Here is a 19,410-nt window from a genome sequence, read left to right on the forward strand (position 1 = left end):
AATTTATATTTGAACTTTATTGATGATCCATCCTAAAAATCCCTCATGGCTATCTACCTGATTCAGGAACTCCTTGTCCCTTGCCCCTATTTCTCGCCCTGCTTCGAATACCGCAACACTTTTATCCGTGAAAGACAGCCATTCCTTTACCTGATTGATACTTTTAAGGCTATTTAGATCGATAATAATAATGTCAAACTCCTTCTTAAGCACTTCAAAGGCCGCTTTCAGGCTATTGGAATCCTTGATTTCCAGCAACGACTTATTGTCGGGATTTTTGCTCAGTACCGTAATCATATCTTCCGTTTTGATTTCCTTTTTCACTAAGAAGGACTCAAATGCTTGATTTTCCTTGTGCTGTCTATTAGAAATCAATTCAGTAAGATTGGGATAATTATCACCTATTAATAAAACTTTCTTACTAATCAGTGCAAATGCATAGGCAAGACTTGAAGTTAAAAAAGTTTTCCCTTCACCTTCCGACAGGCTGGTCACACCGATTACTTTTTCATCACCATTGGATAACGACTTATTCAGCTCAAAGCGTAAAGAACGCAATAAATCGCGATAAAAAACATGATCTTCTTTTAGGTTACTTTCGTCCCATATCACTCTCAAGTCCTTTTCGCTATCTCCTATCAGGTTTACTCCCCCAATTACCGGTTTGCCGGTGATCGTTGCCAATTGATCCGATGTCTTGATGGAATGATCTAAGAGGGATAGGATCAAAAGTATGGTTAATATGAAAACCAAGCTGGCGAACCAAGATATCGCGGTAAACTGCACCACCTTAGAAGGTTCAGGCGGGCCAGGATAACCGGATTCCACGACGGCTAAATTCAGCATCGCCGAATTCTCCAACGCGGCTTGATTATACTTATCCATTGCATCGGTGTATTCCTTAATAGCCAGATCGGTCTCACGCTCTAAATTTTGAACGCCGGCGTCTGCCGGCATCATCGCTCCAAACCTAGCACGCAAATTCCCCAGCTCAGTGTTAATCGTGGATATCGAGTTTTCAGCCCTAGCCAATGCAATTTCAAGATCGGATTTCTCTTTCAACAAGCCACGCCTGACTTCTTCAGTATTTACGGGAGATTGCCTCGACAATGCAGAGATCTTGCTGGTGCGAAGCGCTTGAAGCGAGTCAATGATCCGTTTATCGGCGGGATTAAAATTGTTTTCAAAATAGCGCTTATTTGCCTGATCCAATTGCTTACCGATTTGGATGATTTCGTTATTTTCTTTAATCGTACTTCCCCTATCAAAATTACCTGAGTTCAATTTCCCCTCAATGCTTCGAATCCCCCCTCGTAAAGACTGCATTTCCCCCATTAGTTGGGATCTCCGATTCTCTTGTTCGGCAATCTGCTGGTACAGCATATCCGATTGAGCTGTCAAATCCAACACACCGCTCCCCGCTTTGAAACTCCTCAATTGGGCATTCTTCTCGTCCATGATTGTTTTTTTCACCTGGAGAATTGAATCCAACAAGGTTGACGTATTTCGTCTGCTATTTGACGTTACACGGCCATAATAGAAAATGAACTCCTTCGAAAAAGTGTTGACGGCAAAAGCTGACAGGTCAGGGTTTCCGGAAACATAATCTATATTAATAAAATCACTTTCACCATATCGATAGATAGAAAGATTTTCTGAGATTGATTTTTCATCGTATCCCATATTCCTTGCCCAATCAAACAACGGATATTTTCCGTTATCCATTGGTGTAATAAATGCGTTATTACTTTGCTTTTCTTTCAAAATGGAAATTACCTCTGCCAACCCCTGCTGCGAGAGTTTAGTAATATCTTCCGGCAGTTGAGTGTAAGCAGTAGATGGGTTTTCCAAATCGTGCAAAATCAAACGAAGCGAAAGTATATTTAATACCCGCTTCGTACCCATCAACTCAATAATGTTTCCGAATTGTTGACTTACCCGGAAGTAATCCAACTGATCGCCGGATAGAATTTCCTGTGACCTATCGGTTATACCCGTAGTCAGTTGTACACTCGATTTATATTTTTTTGGTAAATCTTTGACCAGAAAGTACGTAGCCACGGCACAAGCAAATGGTATAAAAATGACCAACCACTTATTGCGCCATACGTTTCTTAGAAAATCGGGGATATTAATCATCACTTTTTGAACTATACGTCTATTTTTTACTTTACGTCCTCTATTTTGGCTCCGATTAGTTCTTCTAGCGCATCTTTGGCAGTTAAATAATTCACTTCTACCTCCAGTTTAGCAGAACTGGCTTCTGAAACAGAAGCTTTAGCTTCGGCGTAATCACTGAGCATTACTTCGCCCCGCTCAAACCGCAACTGCAGATCATCACTGAACGTCTTACTATCTTGAAGTGCCAGTTCTTTGATCCGCAATTCATTAAAGGCTTGAATGTAGGTGTAATAACGAATTTTCACCTGATTTTCCAGCTCAATTTCATAAGCCTGACGTTCAAATTGGGAAATCTTATGATCTATTCTTGCTTGTTTGATTTGGGAGGGCTTCTGAAGAAACGCTCCCAAATTTAGATTCACTCCAAATTGGAAACCATTAACAACGTAAGGGTTTTCCATCCCTAGGGCTGCCCGTTCACTGGGCCTGTAAAAGTAAGATACGTTTACTAGGTCCAAGAAGTTGACCGCTTGTGTACTGACTATTGAACGTGCCTTTTCTTCATTCAATTCCAAGATTTTCCGTTGTGGATGGTAATCTTTAGCCATTTGAATCATGCGAAGTAATTGCTCTTGGTTAATGCTTCCTATAATCGATTCCTGAGCAGAAACCGTACCGCAGATAGCTGTAAAAAGTATGCATAAAGGAATAAAATTTTTCATAGAGGTATGATTCGAAATTTTCATTTTTTGTTAATTCCATGGCAAAAATGAAACATATTTTGTTGTAGCTGGTGCCTTCTAGGGCAAAATAGTTTTTTTTGTAGTTATACACCTACAAACGCCGCAGTGACCGGAATATATGTGTTAAATTGCTAACCAGACGCTTTATTCCGACGGGAAACAACATAAAATGAACGGCTAATAATAACCATCCCCAAGGTTGGGTTATTGCAATATGAACAAGCAATGCCAACGGTAGAAATACTTGGTAACCATCCAGCATGACTACTTGATAAGGTCGGTTGTCAGGTATCAAAAAAACGATGGGCTTCAAATCAAAAAAACGAATTCTTAACCAAACGACCAATCCGTATCCCACGAGAAAAACATAAACAATGGGCAAGTGCATATACCACAGCATTGACCCGAAAGCCAACAACTCAACTCCCAATAGTGGCCACTCCAGATGCCTTGCCTGTGATTGGGCAACGAAACTGGCAAAGGTCCTGACTCCGGTATCACGATCATTTTCTCTATCAACGAATTGATGCCATAAAATGCCCCGGATACCGTAACTGAAAGACCAAATACCGATACTGAGTTCCCACCCCAAATCGGCCTGATCCGGTATTTGATGAAAAATCACCGATACAACGAATAACGAAGGAAAAAGGTGAGCACCACCAGCGTCTGCAAAAACACCCAGTATGCCCCGTTGCTTAAAACGAAAAGGGCTAATGGAATAAAGGCTAAAGGAAATCCAAGCCATCACATACCACATCGTCGAATGCCAGTCGGGCCACAAATACCAACAAACGAAAGTCCCTCCAGACAAACAGATCACTGGGAAGATCCAACGCCATCGGGACGGTACGCTCATCATACCTGTCCGTTTACCTGCGCGACGATCTTCTTCAATATCGGTAATATCATTGATCAAGCTTACGTAAACGGCACCAATTGCAATAGCCAATAGGAGAAGCAAGATATAGCCAACGAACTTATAGGCTGGTGTGTCGGAAAAAAGCAGTGTTGCGTACGCGACGGCCAACAACGGACAAAGCTTGTACTCCCACCATTCCGCTAGCCTAGCAAACCTAACTAGCTTTCGTATCGCTTGCATATCTCACGTCTTCCTTACGGTCGCTTTATCGCATAGCGTACTTTACGCAACGCAGCTTTCGCTAACTCTCCAGACCCTATACGCCTAATTAGCTCTCCCACAAGTGCTTTGTTCGTCAAAAATGCCAGTGGTGATCTTTCATCGACTTTCTTATCTGGTAAGCTTGGATGCTCTACAATAATTGCTGAACTATCATCACCGATATCGCGCTTTTGACTACAGACAATCACCCTGCGCGGGATTAGTAGGAAGTCCGGTTCATGCGGCCATTTCAGGATTTCGACCTTGCGAAAGTGCTTGGAAAACCAGCGAATCCACTGATCAAGGTTTGGGGACAGGCAGTGGTGATAAACGGTATCCATTTCCTTGAGGATCCAATGGATACCGGTAATATGAGTAGTATTATTGGTCAGCCGGTTAATGTCATAAACAGCGGGCAATTGATTCGGCATAAAATCCGATATATCAATGGGAGTAAGCATGCATTTTCCGTCCTTTGAAGTCCAACTCGCCAAATTTGCAACCGCCTCTTCGATTGCTTCCAGGGTTGGTAAGTATGACCAAGGTTGTCCGGTACAGGTTACTAAATCGAATCCAACTCGCTCCAACTCCGCGTTGGATTCTGACATACTTTGATGCACAAAAGATACATTTGGATTCTCTTTTCGAGCCTGTTCCAACATCGCGCTCGAAAAATCAAGTCCCACGCGATCAGCGTCGGGAAAGCAACTTAACAGAAACCCGGTACCACACCCCACATCCAGCCACTTTCCCGAAGGATTTATTAAGTCCGCAATCGTTTTGATATGTAATTTTGCCTCGGCTTTCCAAATAGGATTTTCACACCAGATTTGGTTATACAGCGAGGCATAGTGTTCGTCATAAGGACCGTCTATCCGGTGATATGTCTTTTCCATGAGTATTTTAGTATATTTTCTGAACCCTGCTGTTTCATCTTCCTAGCAAATAACTCCAAGTGATTACGGAATCCGCTAAAAATAATCTTTGGAATGGCTATTAATGTTGCAGATAAATCTATATTGAAAGACTGGCGGAGCAAGGAACTTGCGGCACTTAAATTACGCTCCCTAAGCACCTTGTGCTTTGCCAGTTCAACTAGTCCATTAATATACCGATTTTCAAGGACAGAAAGCTCATGTTTAGTTAGCAGATGGCGGTACTTATTCATGACTTCGAACGTATCTTCTACCAATAAAAGCCTTACCACCTCACTCCATTCCCTTCCGTCGTAAATATTCTGGCCGTCGATGTCTTTATACCAAAGCATTTCAAATGTGAATGCAGCTTTACATGACTTATTTAAAATCATATCCAAGTATAGGCACCAGTCATCACCAATGTTTAAAAGCTGATTCCATTGGGACACCATTGAAGACTTCCGCATAATCAGCGATGATGATGGCGAAGGACATGCTTCCAAATATAACGCCCTTAAATCGCTCTCATTTAGTATATGCCATGTTTGGGAAGCATCTTTGATGAATGGTGCAATATAGGGATCAACTGATAAAAAGTCACGCCATTCTCCGGATTTATGTGCCTGATGCCAATTGGCAAATACAAAATCCAATTCATACCGTTCCATCGCTCGCACACATTTTTCAACGAAATCAGCGGTCCAATAGTCATCCGAGTCCAAAGAAGCAATCAGTTCTCCGGTTGCATATTGTAACCCCGTATTACGTGCGACCGCCTGACCGGCATGAGGTTGCAGGATATATTGAAATCCCTCCAAATTTCCCAGCCGCTCCTTGGTATCATCATCAGAGCCGTCATCCACGACAATCAATTGGATGTGTGGATATGTCTGAGACAAGACACTTTCAATGGCTTTTAATACCCTCTTAGAACGATTATAGGTGGGAATAATGACCGATACTAATGGTGTGTTCATTTTATACTCATTAAATCATTGACAAAATCTCTTTCAGGTTTCTCCGGTATCATTTTATCTACATATAAAGCCGCTTTTTTTCCCATCTCTTCCCAACGATCACGCGCTTCCCAAGCTCGTAACATCGCTGCTTCAAACGATAACTCATCCGCTCCACCGATGAATCCCGTTTCTCCCTCTGTAAGTAATTCTGCATTCCCGCCAACGGCCGTAGTAATGACCGGCCGACCTGCCCGCATTGCTTCCACAATCGTCAATGGCAGCCCTTCACTGCGTGATGGCAAAATCAACGCATGATGCGACTCCCAAACCGCGCTTACATTCGTTTTAAAGCCTAAAAATGTTATGTTTTCCACATCAAGTAACTCGGCCATTTCTCTTAACGCATCCTCATCTTCACCGCGACCTACGAAGGTAATGTGGATCGGCATCGATTTCCACAAAGGCTTACTCAAGATACGCAGCAAGATATCTTGTCCCTTATCCAGGATGAAAAGACGGGCGATACAACATATACGGACAACAGATTCCATAGCTGGAAAAGGAATCGGTCGTGAAATCTTTACTGGATTAAATATGACCTGACTACGCTTAAGACGAAGACCAAACTGCTCTTCCGTGAGCCGGAGATTGTGTTTCGAAACAAAATAACACTTATTTGCTTGATCGTAAACCTCTTTCATAAGACTCCGATCCGTGAACGATGGCCAATAGAAGTCAACTGCCTTTTGTGAAATAATAACATACCTAATATGTTTACATAAGCATGCATAGGCATATCCCAGACCATCAAAATTTATGCCTTGCGAGACAACAACCAAATCGGGTTTGTATTTTGACAGGTGCTTGCTGAATTGTCTTACGGATGCTGTTTGTGCAAACCCCGGAATGGCTCCATTCGGTCGCCATACTGCCCTGCGTACTAAGCGAGCTATTAGCGATGTTTTGGGTTTTATATCACACAGCTCAATACCTTTTTTTGCCAACTGGACATATTTAGTGTGTTTTCGGGGTAGCCCGTCCTTGCATACTACAATCCGGTCTCCTCGTTCCTTCAGAAGACAAGCGCTTGTTGACCACAGTTCTTCACTTCCTCCCCAATCGTCGCCGCAGGTCGTAACAATCGTTATCGTCTGTTGATGTATCTCCATTGCCTACTTTAAAATTCTTGAACGAATTCTTTTTTGAAGAGCGATGCAAATTCGCCACCGGCATATTGCAATTGCTCATACGTACCAGATTCTATAATTTTGCCATTCGATAACACATAGATGTAGTCGGCATGTCTCACAGTAGAATGCCGATGGCTGATCACCAAAGCTCCCCTTCCATTCAGGTTCTCTTTTAATTCTTGAAAGAATTTCTGCTCAGATTTAGCATCCAGTGCACTTGTAGCTTCATCTAGCACCAAAAATTTACTGGAACTGTACAACGCGCGCGCGATGGCAATTTTTTGCCATTGACCGATGCTTACTTCGTTACCATTTTCAAAAATACGCCCCATAATCGTATCGTAACCATCTGATAGACTTTCGATAAACTCGTGCGCTCCTGCTCGTTGGGCTGCAGATTTAACCTTGTTCAATTCATGTGTTGGTTTGCTAATATCTCCTAAGCTTATGTTTTCTAATACGGATACATTATACCTGCAAAAATCCTGGAATACTGCACTGATATAACGCCGGTACTGTCGATCGGGGAAACTATTTATACTTACATTACCTAGGCTTATATTGCCTTGCGTAGGTTCGTAAAGCTTACAAATCAACTTAATCAATGTACTTTTACCTGCCCCGTTTAATCCAACAATAGCAACCACTTTTCCCTCTGGGAAAGATAAATTTATACCACTCAAAGTCGGCTTAGCTGCATGTGGATAGATAAAACTGACATTGTCCAGTTCAAGCGAAATCGGAGCCTCCGACTCGATCGTCACCTCAGTTTCGACCGTCCTCTTCTCCGTGCCTTTGACATCAAATAAATCAAATATACTCTTTACAAAGATATTATTGTGATAAACAACTGTTATACCGTTAGTTACACCTTGCATCATATTGAACACCTGCGGAAAGATGACCAGAAAGACCGCTATGTCACCGATCGTTACAAGCCCCTTAATTGATCCCCATACTACATACGCGATACACGCAAAAAAACCGAAAGTTGCTAATACAGTAGCCATTACTTCTTTTATGGTTCTCCGATAACTGATAGCCAATCGCTCACCGACAATCGCTTTTCTGATATCAACCAGCCGGGACATAAAGTGATCCCCTAAACCGAAGAGACGTACCTCCTTTGCGGAGTTTTCAGATGTCAAAAGGCTACCGAAGTATCCTGATTGGCGCTCAAGCGCCGTATGACGGAGCCGCAAAAGATTGAGCTTATCCGAGTAGTAAATCCGTATAAACAACGTCGGTAACATACAAGCTACCAATAATGGTAGAAGTAATGCGTCAATGGAAAAAATAACAGAAGCTATGGCAAAGAGCCCCAACACTTGCTTTAACGTGTCAAACAATGTGACTACTACCGCATGAGGCCGATCATAGCCAGATTCCTTGGCACGTTGCAGTACATCAAAATATTCAGGACTTTCATAAAAAGAATAATCCAATGCCGCAGCCTTTTCATGTATCTTCGCATAAAGATGCTCTGAAACCTTCGCAGATTGTATTTCAGTTGCATATACGGAAAACGCCTTTATAACATGGTAACAAATAGTTAATAACGCTGCCCAAACTAACGTGTACATAATCTCCTCCACCTCAGTCTGTTCCTTGCTTATGGTTATAGACACCGCATCAATCAGCATTTTTAATGCATATATAGACCCGAAAAACAACAGGGTTTCTAAAATAATCATACAGATCGCCAAAACAGACCACTTGCCAGCGACCGACCAAACCAACCTCAAAGTACGGGAAATATTGAGATTTGATTTAAAAATCGCTATTCGTTTAGAAATCCGCTTAACCATTTATTCTGCTGTTGTATATTCCTGATAAAATGAGATTCAAAAATCCACTGACATAGTACAGAGTTGCCTAAGTTGACTATTTACTGTGTATAATGGGTAATTTTTGTTTTTCAGGTGCATAATTATCTATTTTTTTTTACATTGCAATGGCATCTGTAGCATTGAATAATATATTGTAGTAAATCGACCACAATCAGATACAAATACGTGACAACTACCCCTGAAATCTTATTCCATCCCCGCGTTGCTCATCTCCTTTTAGTACATAAATCTCCTTGCCAGGTAGGAAGACTGGTGAAACGTTTACAGCATCCTTCTGCCTCTATTTATATTCATGTTGATGGTAAGGCCCCTATTGAGCCCTTTAGAAACGCTATTTTAGAAACGGGGGTCTCCAACGTGGAATTTATAACCGACAGATATTGTATCAATTGGAGTGCTTTTAGCATGGTCGAAGCAACATTAAGTTCTCTAAGACATATCGCCACTATCGAAAAATACGATTTCATAAATTTAATGAGTGGGGAAGATTACCCGTTGAAATCGCCATTGCAATTTCATACTTTTTTGAGTAATCATAGGGATAAGTCTTTCATGGAATTTCAAAAGCCGGGAGATGAGTGGTGGGAAGAAGCTCAGATCCGCTTCAGACGATACTATCTAAATGACTTTACCCTAAAAGGTCAATTTTTTCTGGAAAAGGTAGTCAATAAATTGACCCGTCCTCGCAAGCACCCGAAAAGTACAGTAATCGTCGGAAAATCACAATGGTTTACATTGGCTGTACCCCACCTCATGTATATACTTAAAAACGAGAAAAAATTACGTTATCTAAAGCGGTTTTTCAAATATTCCTGGGCGCCAGACGAATTTTTCTTTCAAACGTTGTTGTATAATTCACCCTACCGCGAAAAAATCATTAACGACAATTTGCGCTATATCAATTGGGATAACGGCAAATCAAGTCCCAAAATACTCACTGCTGAGGATTTACCTGTATTGAAAGCCTCCGGAAAGTTTTTTGCAAGGAAATTTAATACAGATATCGATCGCGGCGTACTAGACCGCCTTGATGAATGGATTCTTCCATAATAGAAAACGGCGCATGAAACAATCTTCTATTATATCTCCTAGACAGCCTCTTTCTGAAATAAAGCCGGTACTGTCTTGATTAAAATTTTCAGGTCCATCCAAAAAGAAAAATGATTGGCATAATCGTTGTCCAATTGCCGGCGCTCTTCGTCGGACATTTCACTTCGGCCTCGTTTAGTGACTTGCCATAACCCCGTAATCCCCGCGGGACCTAGGAAGCGTAACGCCCAATCATCGGAAGTGAGTTCCTGTGCCTCGTACAGGGGTAAAGGCCTATTTCCCACTAGCGACATATCTCCGTTCAATACGTTGAAAAGCTGCGGAAGTTCATCCAAACTCGTATTACGTAAAAAAGAACCCAGTCTGGTAACTCTAGGATCATTCTTTATTTTGATGAATGCCGATGAACCGCCATTTGTTGCGTATTGATTTAACGCAGACAATTTATCCAATTCTTTATCGGCATTGACGCGCATAGAACGGAATTTATAGAAATCAAACACCTTATACCCGGTTCCTGCCCGTTTGCTCCGATAAAAAACCGGACCTTTCGAATCCAATTTTATTAGTAAGGCGATTAACAACATAATCGGCAAAAAAAACAATAGGACTAAACCGGCAACCACGATATCAAACAATCGCTTTGTAGCCGGAATCTTGTAATGTATCGCAGGAACACTAACCCGATAGGCTTTCCCTTCATTCCGGATATGCTTAAACCTCAATATGAACTTAACACGTTCTCTAAGATCAGCGACGTTGAACGGATAAAAGTAAATATCATTTACAAAAGGCCGAAATGCCTCGATCACCGTATTCTTATTTCCTGAAAAATTCAGCAAAATAATACTGACGCCTTGAGTAATGGGATTGCTTTTTATGCTCGTAATCAGACGTTTGACTTCTGCCGTTTCGATACCGACCTCCAGCAATAATAATTCGGGGACATGCAATAAGTCGCAATTACTGATAAACAGCTCCAAATCCCTGATTTGGCTAAATTTAGTAATATCAGCGTTATCAAAAAAATCACTAGCCAGCTCATCACTGAACCTATTTCCTAAATACGCAATAGATATAGTAAGAAAATGCCGTTCATTTTTTACATCAGTTAATAAATCCATAGGTCGATGTGTTAAAAATATTTCCGATTGATTGTTTTAGCTTAAGTGGATCAAAAGGTTTACGGAGACATTGATTGACAGCATACGGAAGGTCGTTTAATTCTTCGTGGATATTCTCGGACGCAGACAATACAATGACGGGTATTTCAGAATATAGACCACTCACTTTAAGACATTTAAGAAAGGATTTACCGTCCATATGTGGCATGACCCAATCCATGATAATTAAGTCAGGAACATTCCTGTTTTCCAAATAAACAAAGGCTTCGTACCCATTAGGTGCAGCGTCCACGTCAAAGTCCTTTGACAATATGAAGTGTAACAATCTTTGTATTGTGGGCTCGTCTTCTACCAGAAGTATTTTCTTCTTCATACTTTATAGCTTGGAAATCTTACTCGGACAAATCTCCACGTTTTTTGCGAAATCTAACTGAAAAACTGTGCCTTTTCGTTCAATTGTAGCGATTCCACTACAATCTTACTTTCCGTTTCAAAAAAGCACGTTTGACACTATTGATTTACCATTAATTTTTACACTTTTGATTTTAAATTCATAGCCCGATGAGAGATTTTATTAAAAAACATGAAGTTTGGATATTCTTGACGCTCGCGCCTTTACTCAATGCAGTTGTAACTTATGCGAACAGTAAGGGAATTGTTGAAGGATACGCGTATCAACACGGTCGATTTTTTGCCCTTTTATTTTTTTTGATTTGTGTTGTAACCTTTACAAGAGGGATAAAAGGCGTGAAAGATTTGTTTAGACCGATGTTGATATGGAAAATTAATCCTAAATGGTATCTATTCAGTTTATTATTCTCATTGACAATCTGTTCCTTCACACTATTGCTTAAGAGCTTTTATCACGGAATTGATTATTCTTCGCTGATGAAGTTTGATTTTCCGCCATTCGGAATCTCTATCATGTTGTTGACTTGGGCATTTATGGGTGAGGTTGTCTGGGTCAGCTACGCCATTCGGGAATTATCAAAAACGTTACCCCCTTTTTATGCAAGTCAAATCATCGGTTTTTTCTGGACTTGTTGGTGGCTACCCTCAGTTTTAATCAATGTAGGTGTGATCTCCGACCTTCCGATATGGGCCCTCCTGCTGAATATGATGGGCGCCGCCGGGATGTGTGCGGTAGTTTATGGAAAAACGAAAAGTGGTGTCTGTGTGTGGATATTACAATTTATGCTGAATATGTCTCTACTCATACTACCCGTATCGCCCACAGTGGGCGGGGCAGCGACGTATAGTACGTTCGCGGTGCTTTATTATGTGGTAATGTTAGGCTTTATGTATTTTATGAATCCGGCAAGTGAGCGAGTGATGAGATTCAAACCTAACCCGCAGTGATTGCCGTACGCCTGAAAACAAAAAAGCTGGCCATGTATCTTCCTGCATGGCCGGCTATCAATTCCGTTATCAGAGATCTTACAACCGCTTAATCCGTATATTCCGGAAATGTACCTCCGATCCATGGCCCAGGAAAGCGATGTGCCCTGATTTACGTTTCAATCCGGGGTGTTCTTTATGGTCAAGTGTACCATTTTTCGAAGCCGCAGCCAAATCACCATCTACGATCACCGTGCCATTCAGTGTTACCCTGATTTTGTTGCCCTGTACACGTATCTCCTGTTCATTCCATTCGCCAACTGGCTTCAAGTATCCACGCTTCGCTGGAATAATGCCATAGACGGAACCATGGTATTGGTATTCGGCTAAATCCTTATACATATCCGCGCCATCATCCAACACCTGTATTTCCATACCCGCATAAGCGGCATCACCATCCATTGGACTACGGATGCCGATCCCGTTATTCGCACCTGGGGTCAGCCTGAATTCGAATCGGTACACGAAATCGGCGAACTCTTCCTTGGTATAGAGGTTTCCGCCCGATCCTTCTGTCGGATAGATGGCTAATGTACCTTCATCACTCACGTGATATGCAGTTGTGTTACCAGTCCATGCCTCCAAATCAGTACCGTCAAATAATACCTTATAACCATCTTGCTTTTCTGCGTCACTAAGGCTGGAAATTTCCTTTCGGGGCAACTCACGGATGTAAATGTCCCGGTAGGAAACAAGGGTCCCATGGGCCTGTAATTCAATTTGTTCCTTAGGAAATATGGGTAGGCTTCTGTCCCAAAAGTTTTCGAGTACGACTTGATCGGTTACCAGTTCTCCATTGAGGTAAACAGTTACGCGATCATCAATCATGATGATACGGAACGTATTCCATTCTCCCAACGCATTGTCGGCTACTTTAAGTGGTTTACTCTCATGCTTTTGATTGTTGTATAGTCCGCCTGAACCCACTTGTGCGCCGACGTTCACACGTGAAGTATCCCAAATTTGCACCTGTGGGGTGCCCCGAAGGTAAATCCCCGCATCGCCTTCTTTCCCCTCTTTGGCCAGTTTCCAGTCGACCAACATTTCGAAATCACCGTATTGCTTCAACGTTGCAATATTATCGCCATGCCCGTTGAAAAGCAATTCGCCATGCTGTACAGACCATCCACCACGCATGACTTCATCTGCTTTGACTTGTGCTTCGGCCAATGTTTTGGCATCCATATTAGCTCGCTTAATGGGGTCGGCGACCAAACCTTTCCATCCCTCCAAGTCTTTTCCGTTGAATAACGAAACAAATCCAGGTCCTTTTGGTAATTCATTAACATGCTTCTGGATCGCTTCGCGCAGGTAACTACTTTCGCTGCCCGAAAGCAGTTCAATCACCCGATTTAACAGGCGGACTACATCAGCACCGTAAAAGCTCTTTTCTTCCAATGCGATGTTCATGACCGTATTTGCGGCTGTCGCACTTAACTGCTTATCATCGAGGAATTTCCCTGCAAATAGCAATGCGTTGTAGGTTTTATTGGCTTCCAACGCCCTCAAAATCAGCTTGCGCTGATCTGCGGTTTGCGCGATTTCAAATAGATCACGCAGATGCAAGACTTTTTGCGCAGCCGGTAAATCGGCGATGCCGATAACCCGCACGAGTCCTTTGACAATTGCGTCCAATTGGGCTGCATCCGTCACTTTCTTACGGCTTAATGCAATCAATTCGGGCAATGCTCCAGCATCAATCCAATTTGCTAATGCAGAGGTAGCTGCCCCACGCAATGCAGGGTCCTGCTGATTCGTGAAATCAGACACCACGGTTAAAGCGGTCTGGCCACCGACCCCCGACAGAATGGGAAAGAAGTTGAGCTGTTGGACGCTGCTCGCAACCTTCAGCCGAGAAATGATAAGTTTTAATTGCGCCTCCTTATTATCACTGCGGTTTACCGCGACAACTGCGGCTTTCTGAACCGATGCTGTAAACGCTCCGTTGTCAGTAGCAGACAATAAAGCGAGTAGGTTGTCCAAATCATCCGGACGGACCATTTGAGGTAGTGCAGCATAGGCAGCCGCCTTTATCTCTTCTGAGGCATCACTGCGAATAATATCAAGGATCGCAGGCACATGCTCACCAGCCCCCCGTTGTGCCAGCACATCCATCAATAACACCTGGACATTTCCGTCGTTCTCCGCAGACAGCGCATCGGCCACCAATTGCGGAAGTTGTTTGTTTTTGGAGATAAGCAGTACTTGCTTAATAGCCGCCCTTGTTTTTGGTTCGCTTTCCGGAAGCAACGCCAACAATTCCTCCACGGCTGCCTCTCCGGTTAATTTGTGCAAAGCCTCGACGGCGGCTCCACGGACGTAGAGCGAATTGGAATGCAACGCTTCCCTAACTACGGGGAGTGTCGAACGCAGCTGGTTTTCACCCGCATACCGGAGGATATCTGCTTGGATCTGCTCATCCGCCTTAGCGAGATTCCGCACCAGTCGTGAAGTCGAGTGATCATCCAAATAAGGGACCAGCAGTTGTAACGCCGCGTTTCGGTATGTCGCGTCGTCGTCTTTGGATGCTTTCAATAGTTCCTTTACTTGCTTGGCTCCGTTTATTTCCGTAAGCAGTCCCAAAGCGGCAATACGGGTGTGTACCTGCTGAGCCTGTTTAGTCTGCTTAAACAAGCTTGTTGCTATTTTACGTGCGGTAGCGACATCATCCCGCGCAACCAAGCGATGGGCATAGTTTACGTAAGCAGTGGTTGCACCGGTCGGCTCGTAGATATAGCCAGCTGCTTTGGCAGCATCCGACAACACCAATTTTGAGGACGCTCCTCCAATGCGCGAAAGTGCGTACAATGCGGCCTTGCGCAATCCGATATCGGTAGTGGCCGATTTCGCTAAAATAGATTGCTCTGCCGGTGCGTAAGCCATGAATCCAAGTGCATTAATAACATGGATCGCCACATTGTCCGCGGCATCGGGCAATGCTCCCATCAGGGTCTTACCAGCTTCGTCCGTACCGATACGTGCTAACGCACGAGCGGCCTTTTCACTTAAATACTGGTCCGTTAGGTACATACCCAGCGGAGCCACGGCCAAATCATTTCCTGCATTTTGTAGAAGTTGAATGATAAAGCCTTTGGAGTCTTTGTCTGTAAGTACCGCAAGGGCATCTGCAGCTCCTTTAATGAACGTTTCACGTTGGCTGGTTTTTCCAGGAAGCAACACGTGGTAGCTGTAACTGTTTGAAGCATATTCGATACCCGCGTCGCTGCCTTCGCCTGGGGGCGTAAGTTTCCCAAGCAGGGTGGCTATATCTGATGCGGAAAAGCGCTCAAGTTGACCCATCGCATCCTGAAGCCGCTGTGGAGTTTCCGAGGGCTGTAAAGCAAGTAAATCGGCTATTTTGGTTGTCGCCGTCCGTGTATCGCTTTGCTGGGCAAATACGGGTAATTGCAATATGAAAAGCGCTAGAAGCGCAGGCATTATTTTTTTCATTCGGTTTATAGCATTTATATGAGCAATCTTAAATCGACCACGGACCGCGCATGGGCTGGTCAATCAACCTATTGGCAGCGTCGTCATCAATGAATACCTGATTTTGAGGGTCAAACTTAAGCGACCTGCCTAAACGCAAGGCCATCAGTCCCATATTCACAATGGTACAAGAGCGGTATCCATTTTCCTCATTGAGTGCGAATTTCCTACGGGTCTTCACTGCCTCCACAAAATCGGTCATTTGAGGTTCGGGGTCGGGGAAGGCAGCTAGTTTACGTTCCATATCCGGAATGTCTGATTCAAACCCCTTGAAAAGTTTTCCGTTCGGACCTTCAATGTAAGGCATGCCTACATCTTTACCTTCGCCATCCAGGATGATCTGGCAGCCATCCGAGTACGTAAACGTAATCCGACGCCAAGTACCCACCGCATCACTGTGCTGTTGGGGAGCATCGATCTCCACAGAAATGGGGCTTTCGTTATCCTTATTCAGGAAATATTGGACAGGGTCGATATAATGTTGCCCCATGTCGCCTAAACCGCCTCCGTCATAATCCCAGTACCCTCTGAACGTGGTATGTACACGATGCGTACTATAAGGCTTATATGGAGCTGGGCCTAGCCACATATTGTAATCCAATTCACTTGGCACCTGCTCCACAGGTAAGTTCTCTTGCCCCACCCAGTAAAACTTCCAGTCGAATCCGGTGTGTTTGCTGATTGTTACTTTAAGCGGCCAGCCCAACATGCCGGAATTCACCAGCTTCTTAATGCGCTTTACCGGAACGTTCATCCCGTAAAAATTGTCCTCAAAACGGAACCACGTGTTCAAGCGGAAAATATTGCCATGTTGTTTTACGGCTTCAACCACGCGCTTCCCCTCGCCTATCGTACGCGTCATCGGCTTTTCGCACCAGATGTCTTTTCCCATCCGAGCGGCTTCCGCTGCCATAATACCATGCCAGTGCGGCGGGGTAGCAATATGGACAATGTCTACCTCCGGCAACTGAATCAGGTCGCGGAAGTCCGCGAATTGCTTGACGCCTTGATCACCAAGCTGTTTCATGGCCAGTGCCAAATGGCGGGTATCCACATCACAGATGGCAACGGTTTTTGTACCTGCATAACCAAAATGGCCACGCCCCATACCTCCCACCCCAATCACTCCCTTAGTGAGGTGGTCACTGGGTGCCAAAAATCCTTGGCCGCCCAATACAAAACGGGGAACGATGCTAAATGCCGCCGCCCCCATCAAAGATTTCTTGATAAATTCCCGACGGGACTTGTTGTTTTCCTTCATGACTGTTTTGATTTCCAAATCGGTTTTGTATCGACAAAATTATTATTTCCCACAATAAACCAAAAACTTTTCATATTTTTTTTCAAAAGAAATGCAATATTTGCAAATATGTAGCAAAACTAACATCGAATTATCCAGTTAATATATTTTGGTCCCGCAAATTACATGATATGCCGCCGTTGTTTTTAAGTAAGAATCGCTTGCAAAACAAGATTGAAAAGAAAAACCACCGTTTCAGATTGAAACTGATGAAAGCCCTGATTGCCGATAGCGGGATGACCAACGCCGCTATCTGCAAACATCTTAAAATCAGCGCGCCAAAATCACTGGAATTGATTAACAACCTGGCGCAAGCCGGTATATTGGAGCAAAATGAAAAAGGAAGCTCCATTGGCGGCAGAAAACCCGTATTGAATAAGCTGAAAAGCCGTACTTTTTTTACCGTATGTGTAGAGGTTGAGTTGTTCAGGGTGAAAATGACCCTTGTCGACAACACCAATGCATTTATCCATTCGGCTTCCGAGGCTTTCTTATTGACCAAGGATTGGTCATCTGTCGACCAACTAAATCAGCTCCTTGTTGACTTCGGAAAGACATCCGGTATTGCGTGGACTTCCGTGCTGGCAATAGGCATCAGTATGCCGGGGCTTATAAACCACCGAGACGGACGCAACTATACCTACATGACGAACGACGACGGAAAAGAGTCTTTGCAGGATTACCTTTCCAAGCAATTCGACAAGCCTGTATTCATTATCAATGATGTGAAGAGCGCAGCAGTAGCGGAGTTGAGGTTCGGTTTGGCGAAAGGGCGTAAAGACGTGTTAGTCATATTGATGGATTGGGGTATTGGTTTGGGTGTCATCATGGATGGTCAGCTACGGAATGGAGCAACTGGCTTTTCCGGGGAAATGGGCCACATTCCCTTCGCCGAAGATGGAGCGCTGTGCTATTGCGGAAAAAAGGGCTGTCTTGAAACCGTTGCTTCAGGTGTCGCGTTGGCCAAAATGGCAAAAGAGGGAATCCAATCCGGCCAGGATTCCCTGCTTAATAGCCTGTCCGAACTGGAAATTGAAAATATTGAACCTAAGGTGGTCATTGATGCGGCAAACAACGGCGATCAATATGCGATTAGCATTCTCTCCCATACGGGTGAAAAACTTGGGAAAGGTATTGCGACACTCATCCAACTTTTCAATCCGGAATTGATTATCTTAGGCGGAAAAATTGCCGAGGCAAACCAGTACATTACCGTTCCAATTCAGCAAGCCATCAATACCTACTGCATGACGCAGTTAAGAGACATCGTAAAGGTCGAACTTTCGCAATTGGGAGCCGATGCCGGGGCAAAAGGTATCGCACATATTACTTTCGAGCGTTATTTTGATCGCCTCCTGTCCAGTATCGAACTTGATGATTAGCTATGAATGACACGGTTATCACTTCTGCATGGCTTAATCCTATCCGCTGGACTGACGGTTGGGGTGTTTTGCAAGGCACCGATAAAATCAGTCACCCAAGCATATGGGCAATCGACCCCGCTGCAACGCATTTAGTATTAGCGGATCGGTATGAAAATATACTAACGTCAGAAGAGATAGCTCGGGGCAATAGGCTCCATCAAGCCGCTCACGTCATCCGATACAAGACGGCGCATACCGTCCTCCGTTTGTTATTGTCGTCCGCTACCTCTTCAGATCCGACGGCCATCTGTCTTACGAAAGGACACCATCATAAACCACGATTACAGGGGCATTCAGATAACCCGATCGAATTCAATCTCTCTTATAGTGAAAACAAGGCCGTGATTGGCATGGCCAGTGGTTACCAGATGGGAATCGATGTCGAGTGGTTACATCGACCGCTGGACATCAAAGACATGTTACATGTGTGTTTCTCCGATAGGGAGATCGCTTTCATAACGTCGCAAAACGAAGGTATGCACCATCGTTTTTTCACGTTGTGGACACGCAAGGAAGCTGTTCTCAAATTGACCGGAGAAGGCATTGGCGAACACCTCCCGCTTTTTGAAGTGTTGGATGGGGTATCTATTGCGGGAAAAGATATCATTGGTGGGCAACCGCCCAATGCCATTTACCTGTATTCGTTTCCCTTAGGACATGATTTCCTGGGGTGTTTTGCTTCCTCGACACCCGTCGATGAGCTTTTTTTCTATCAGCTATAG

General features: G+C 43.7%; 15 protein-coding genes. 4 read left to right on the forward strand and 11 right to left on the reverse strand.

Features of this window, described 5'->3' with window-relative positions; genetic code table 11:
- Positions 1-3: 3 nt before the first annotated feature.
- The 7 genes from IEV98_RS18990 to IEV98_RS19020 all read right to left on the reverse strand — a co-directional run bounded on the left by IEV98_RS18990 (position 4) and on the right by IEV98_RS19020 (position 8,861).
- A complete protein-coding gene (locus IEV98_RS18990) occupies positions 4-2,139 on the reverse strand; it encodes an exopolysaccharide transport family protein (protein ID WP_188507605.1) in 2,136 nt (711 codons plus the stop codon).
- A gap of 26 nt (positions 2,140-2,165) precedes the next feature.
- Positions 2,166-2,867, reverse strand: a complete 702-nt coding sequence (locus tag IEV98_RS18995; RefSeq protein WP_229738849.1) for a TolC family protein — start codon at positions 2,865-2,867, stop codon at positions 2,166-2,168.
- 88 nt (positions 2,868-2,955) lie between these two features.
- Positions 2,956-3,966 (reverse strand): UbiA family prenyltransferase, encoded by a 1,011-nt coding sequence (locus IEV98_RS19000; protein ID WP_188507607.1) that lies wholly within the window; start codon positions 3,964-3,966, stop codon positions 2,956-2,958.
- Between the two features lie 14 nt (positions 3,967-3,980).
- Positions 3,981-4,883 (reverse strand): class I SAM-dependent DNA methyltransferase, encoded by a 903-nt coding sequence (locus tag IEV98_RS19005; protein ID WP_188507608.1) that lies wholly within the window; start codon positions 4,881-4,883, stop codon positions 3,981-3,983.
- Positions 4,859-5,881: a glycosyltransferase family 2 protein gene (locus tag IEV98_RS19010; protein ID WP_188507609.1), complete on the reverse strand. Its 1,023-nt coding sequence runs from the start codon at positions 5,879-5,881 to the stop codon at positions 4,859-4,861. Before IEV98_RS19010 ends, IEV98_RS19005 begins: the two co-directional genes overlap by 25 nt.
- The gene (locus tag IEV98_RS19015) at positions 5,878-7,032 is read right to left on the reverse strand and encodes a glycosyltransferase family 4 protein (protein WP_188507610.1); all 1,155 of its coding nucleotides are present in this window, start codon (positions 7,030-7,032) and stop codon (positions 5,878-5,880) included. The genes IEV98_RS19010 and IEV98_RS19015 overlap by 4 nt, the downstream gene beginning before the upstream one ends.
- Before the next feature lie 8 nt (positions 7,033-7,040).
- Positions 7,041-8,861 (reverse strand): ABC transporter ATP-binding protein, encoded by a 1,821-nt coding sequence (locus IEV98_RS19020; RefSeq protein WP_188507611.1) that lies wholly within the window; start codon positions 8,859-8,861, stop codon positions 7,041-7,043.
- A 207-nt stretch (positions 8,862-9,068) separates the two neighbouring features.
- On the opposite strand from IEV98_RS19020, the gene IEV98_RS19025 reads away from it, so the two are divergent.
- Positions 9,069-9,953 carry a beta-1,6-N-acetylglucosaminyltransferase gene (locus IEV98_RS19025; RefSeq protein ID WP_188507612.1) on the forward strand — a complete coding sequence of 295 codons (885 nt, stop codon included), beginning with the start codon at positions 9,069-9,071 and terminating at the stop codon, positions 9,951-9,953.
- 38 nt (positions 9,954-9,991) lie between these two features.
- Here IEV98_RS19025 and IEV98_RS19030 read toward each other — a convergent pair whose 3' ends face one another.
- The gene (locus IEV98_RS19030; protein ID WP_188507613.1) at positions 9,992-11,077 is read right to left on the reverse strand and encodes a sugar transferase; all 1,086 of its coding nucleotides are present in this window, start codon (positions 11,075-11,077) and stop codon (positions 9,992-9,994) included.
- Complete coding sequence (locus tag IEV98_RS19035) at positions 11,061-11,450, reverse strand: response regulator (protein ID WP_188507614.1); 390 nt, start codon at positions 11,448-11,450, stop codon at positions 11,061-11,063. Before IEV98_RS19035 ends, IEV98_RS19030 begins: the two co-directional genes overlap by 17 nt.
- A gap of 188 nt (positions 11,451-11,638) precedes the next feature.
- On the opposite strand from IEV98_RS19035, the gene IEV98_RS19040 reads away from it, so the two are divergent.
- Positions 11,639-12,436, forward strand: a complete 798-nt coding sequence (locus IEV98_RS19040; RefSeq protein ID WP_188507615.1) for a hypothetical protein — start codon at positions 11,639-11,641, stop codon at positions 12,434-12,436.
- 78 nt (positions 12,437-12,514) lie between these two features.
- Here IEV98_RS19040 and IEV98_RS19045 read toward each other — a convergent pair whose 3' ends face one another.
- Positions 12,515-15,925: a DUF1080 domain-containing protein gene (locus tag IEV98_RS19045; RefSeq protein ID WP_188507616.1), complete on the reverse strand. Its 3,411-nt coding sequence runs from the start codon at positions 15,923-15,925 to the stop codon at positions 12,515-12,517.
- Between the two features lie 28 nt (positions 15,926-15,953).
- Complete coding sequence (locus IEV98_RS19050; RefSeq protein ID WP_188507617.1) at positions 15,954-17,225, reverse strand: Gfo/Idh/MocA family oxidoreductase; 1,272 nt, start codon at positions 17,223-17,225, stop codon at positions 15,954-15,956.
- A gap of 200 nt (positions 17,226-17,425) precedes the next feature.
- On the opposite strand from IEV98_RS19050, the gene IEV98_RS19055 reads away from it, so the two are divergent.
- Positions 17,426-18,646: an ROK family transcriptional regulator gene (locus tag IEV98_RS19055; RefSeq protein WP_229738850.1), complete on the forward strand. Its 1,221-nt coding sequence runs from the start codon at positions 17,426-17,428 to the stop codon at positions 18,644-18,646.
- A 2-nt stretch (positions 18,647-18,648) separates the two neighbouring features.
- Entirely contained in the window at positions 18,649-19,410 is a 762-nt protein-coding gene (locus tag IEV98_RS19060; protein ID WP_188507619.1) for a 4'-phosphopantetheinyl transferase family protein, read from the forward strand.

The sequence above is a fragment of the Parapedobacter pyrenivorans genome (assembly GCF_014636865.1).
Taxonomy (GTDB): domain Bacteria; phylum Bacteroidota; class Bacteroidia; order Sphingobacteriales; family Sphingobacteriaceae; genus Parapedobacter; species Parapedobacter pyrenivorans.

Coding starts and splice junctions, on each gene's coding strand:
- IEV98_RS19000 (WP_188507607.1), bottom strand. CDS start 3,966: ATGCAAGCGATACGAAAGCTAGTTAGGTTTGCTAGGCTAGCGGAATGG.
- IEV98_RS19030 (WP_188507613.1), bottom strand. CDS start 11,077: ATGGATTTATTAACTGATGTAAAAAATGAACGGCATTTTCTTACTATA.
- IEV98_RS19035 (WP_188507614.1), bottom strand. CDS start 11,450: ATGAAGAAGAAAATACTTCTGGTAGAAGACGAGCCCACAATACAAAGA.
- IEV98_RS19015 (WP_188507610.1), bottom strand. CDS start 7,032: ATGGAGATACATCAACAGACGATAACGATTGTTACGACCTGCGGCGAC.
- IEV98_RS19060 (WP_188507619.1), top strand. CDS start 18,649: ATGAATGACACGGTTATCACTTCTGCATGGCTTAATCCTATCCGCTGG.
- IEV98_RS19040 (WP_188507615.1), top strand. CDS start 11,639: ATGAGAGATTTTATTAAAAAACATGAAGTTTGGATATTCTTGACGCTC.
- IEV98_RS19050 (WP_188507617.1), bottom strand. CDS start 17,225: ATGAAGGAAAACAACAAGTCCCGTCGGGAATTTATCAAGAAATCTTTG.
- IEV98_RS19010 (WP_188507609.1), bottom strand. CDS start 5,881: ATGAACACACCATTAGTATCGGTCATTATTCCCACCTATAATCGTTCT.
- IEV98_RS18995 (WP_229738849.1), bottom strand. CDS start 2,867: ATGAAAATTTCGAATCATACCTCTATGAAAAATTTTATTCCTTTATGC.
- IEV98_RS19045 (WP_188507616.1), bottom strand. CDS start 15,925: ATGAAAAAAATAATGCCTGCGCTTCTAGCGCTTTTCATATTGCAATTA.
- IEV98_RS18990 (WP_188507605.1), bottom strand. CDS start 2,139: ATGATTAATATCCCCGATTTTCTAAGAAACGTATGGCGCAATAAGTGG.
- IEV98_RS19005 (WP_188507608.1), bottom strand. CDS start 4,883: ATGGAAAAGACATATCACCGGATAGACGGTCCTTATGACGAACACTAT.
- IEV98_RS19020 (WP_188507611.1), bottom strand. CDS start 8,861: ATGGTTAAGCGGATTTCTAAACGAATAGCGATTTTTAAATCAAATCTC.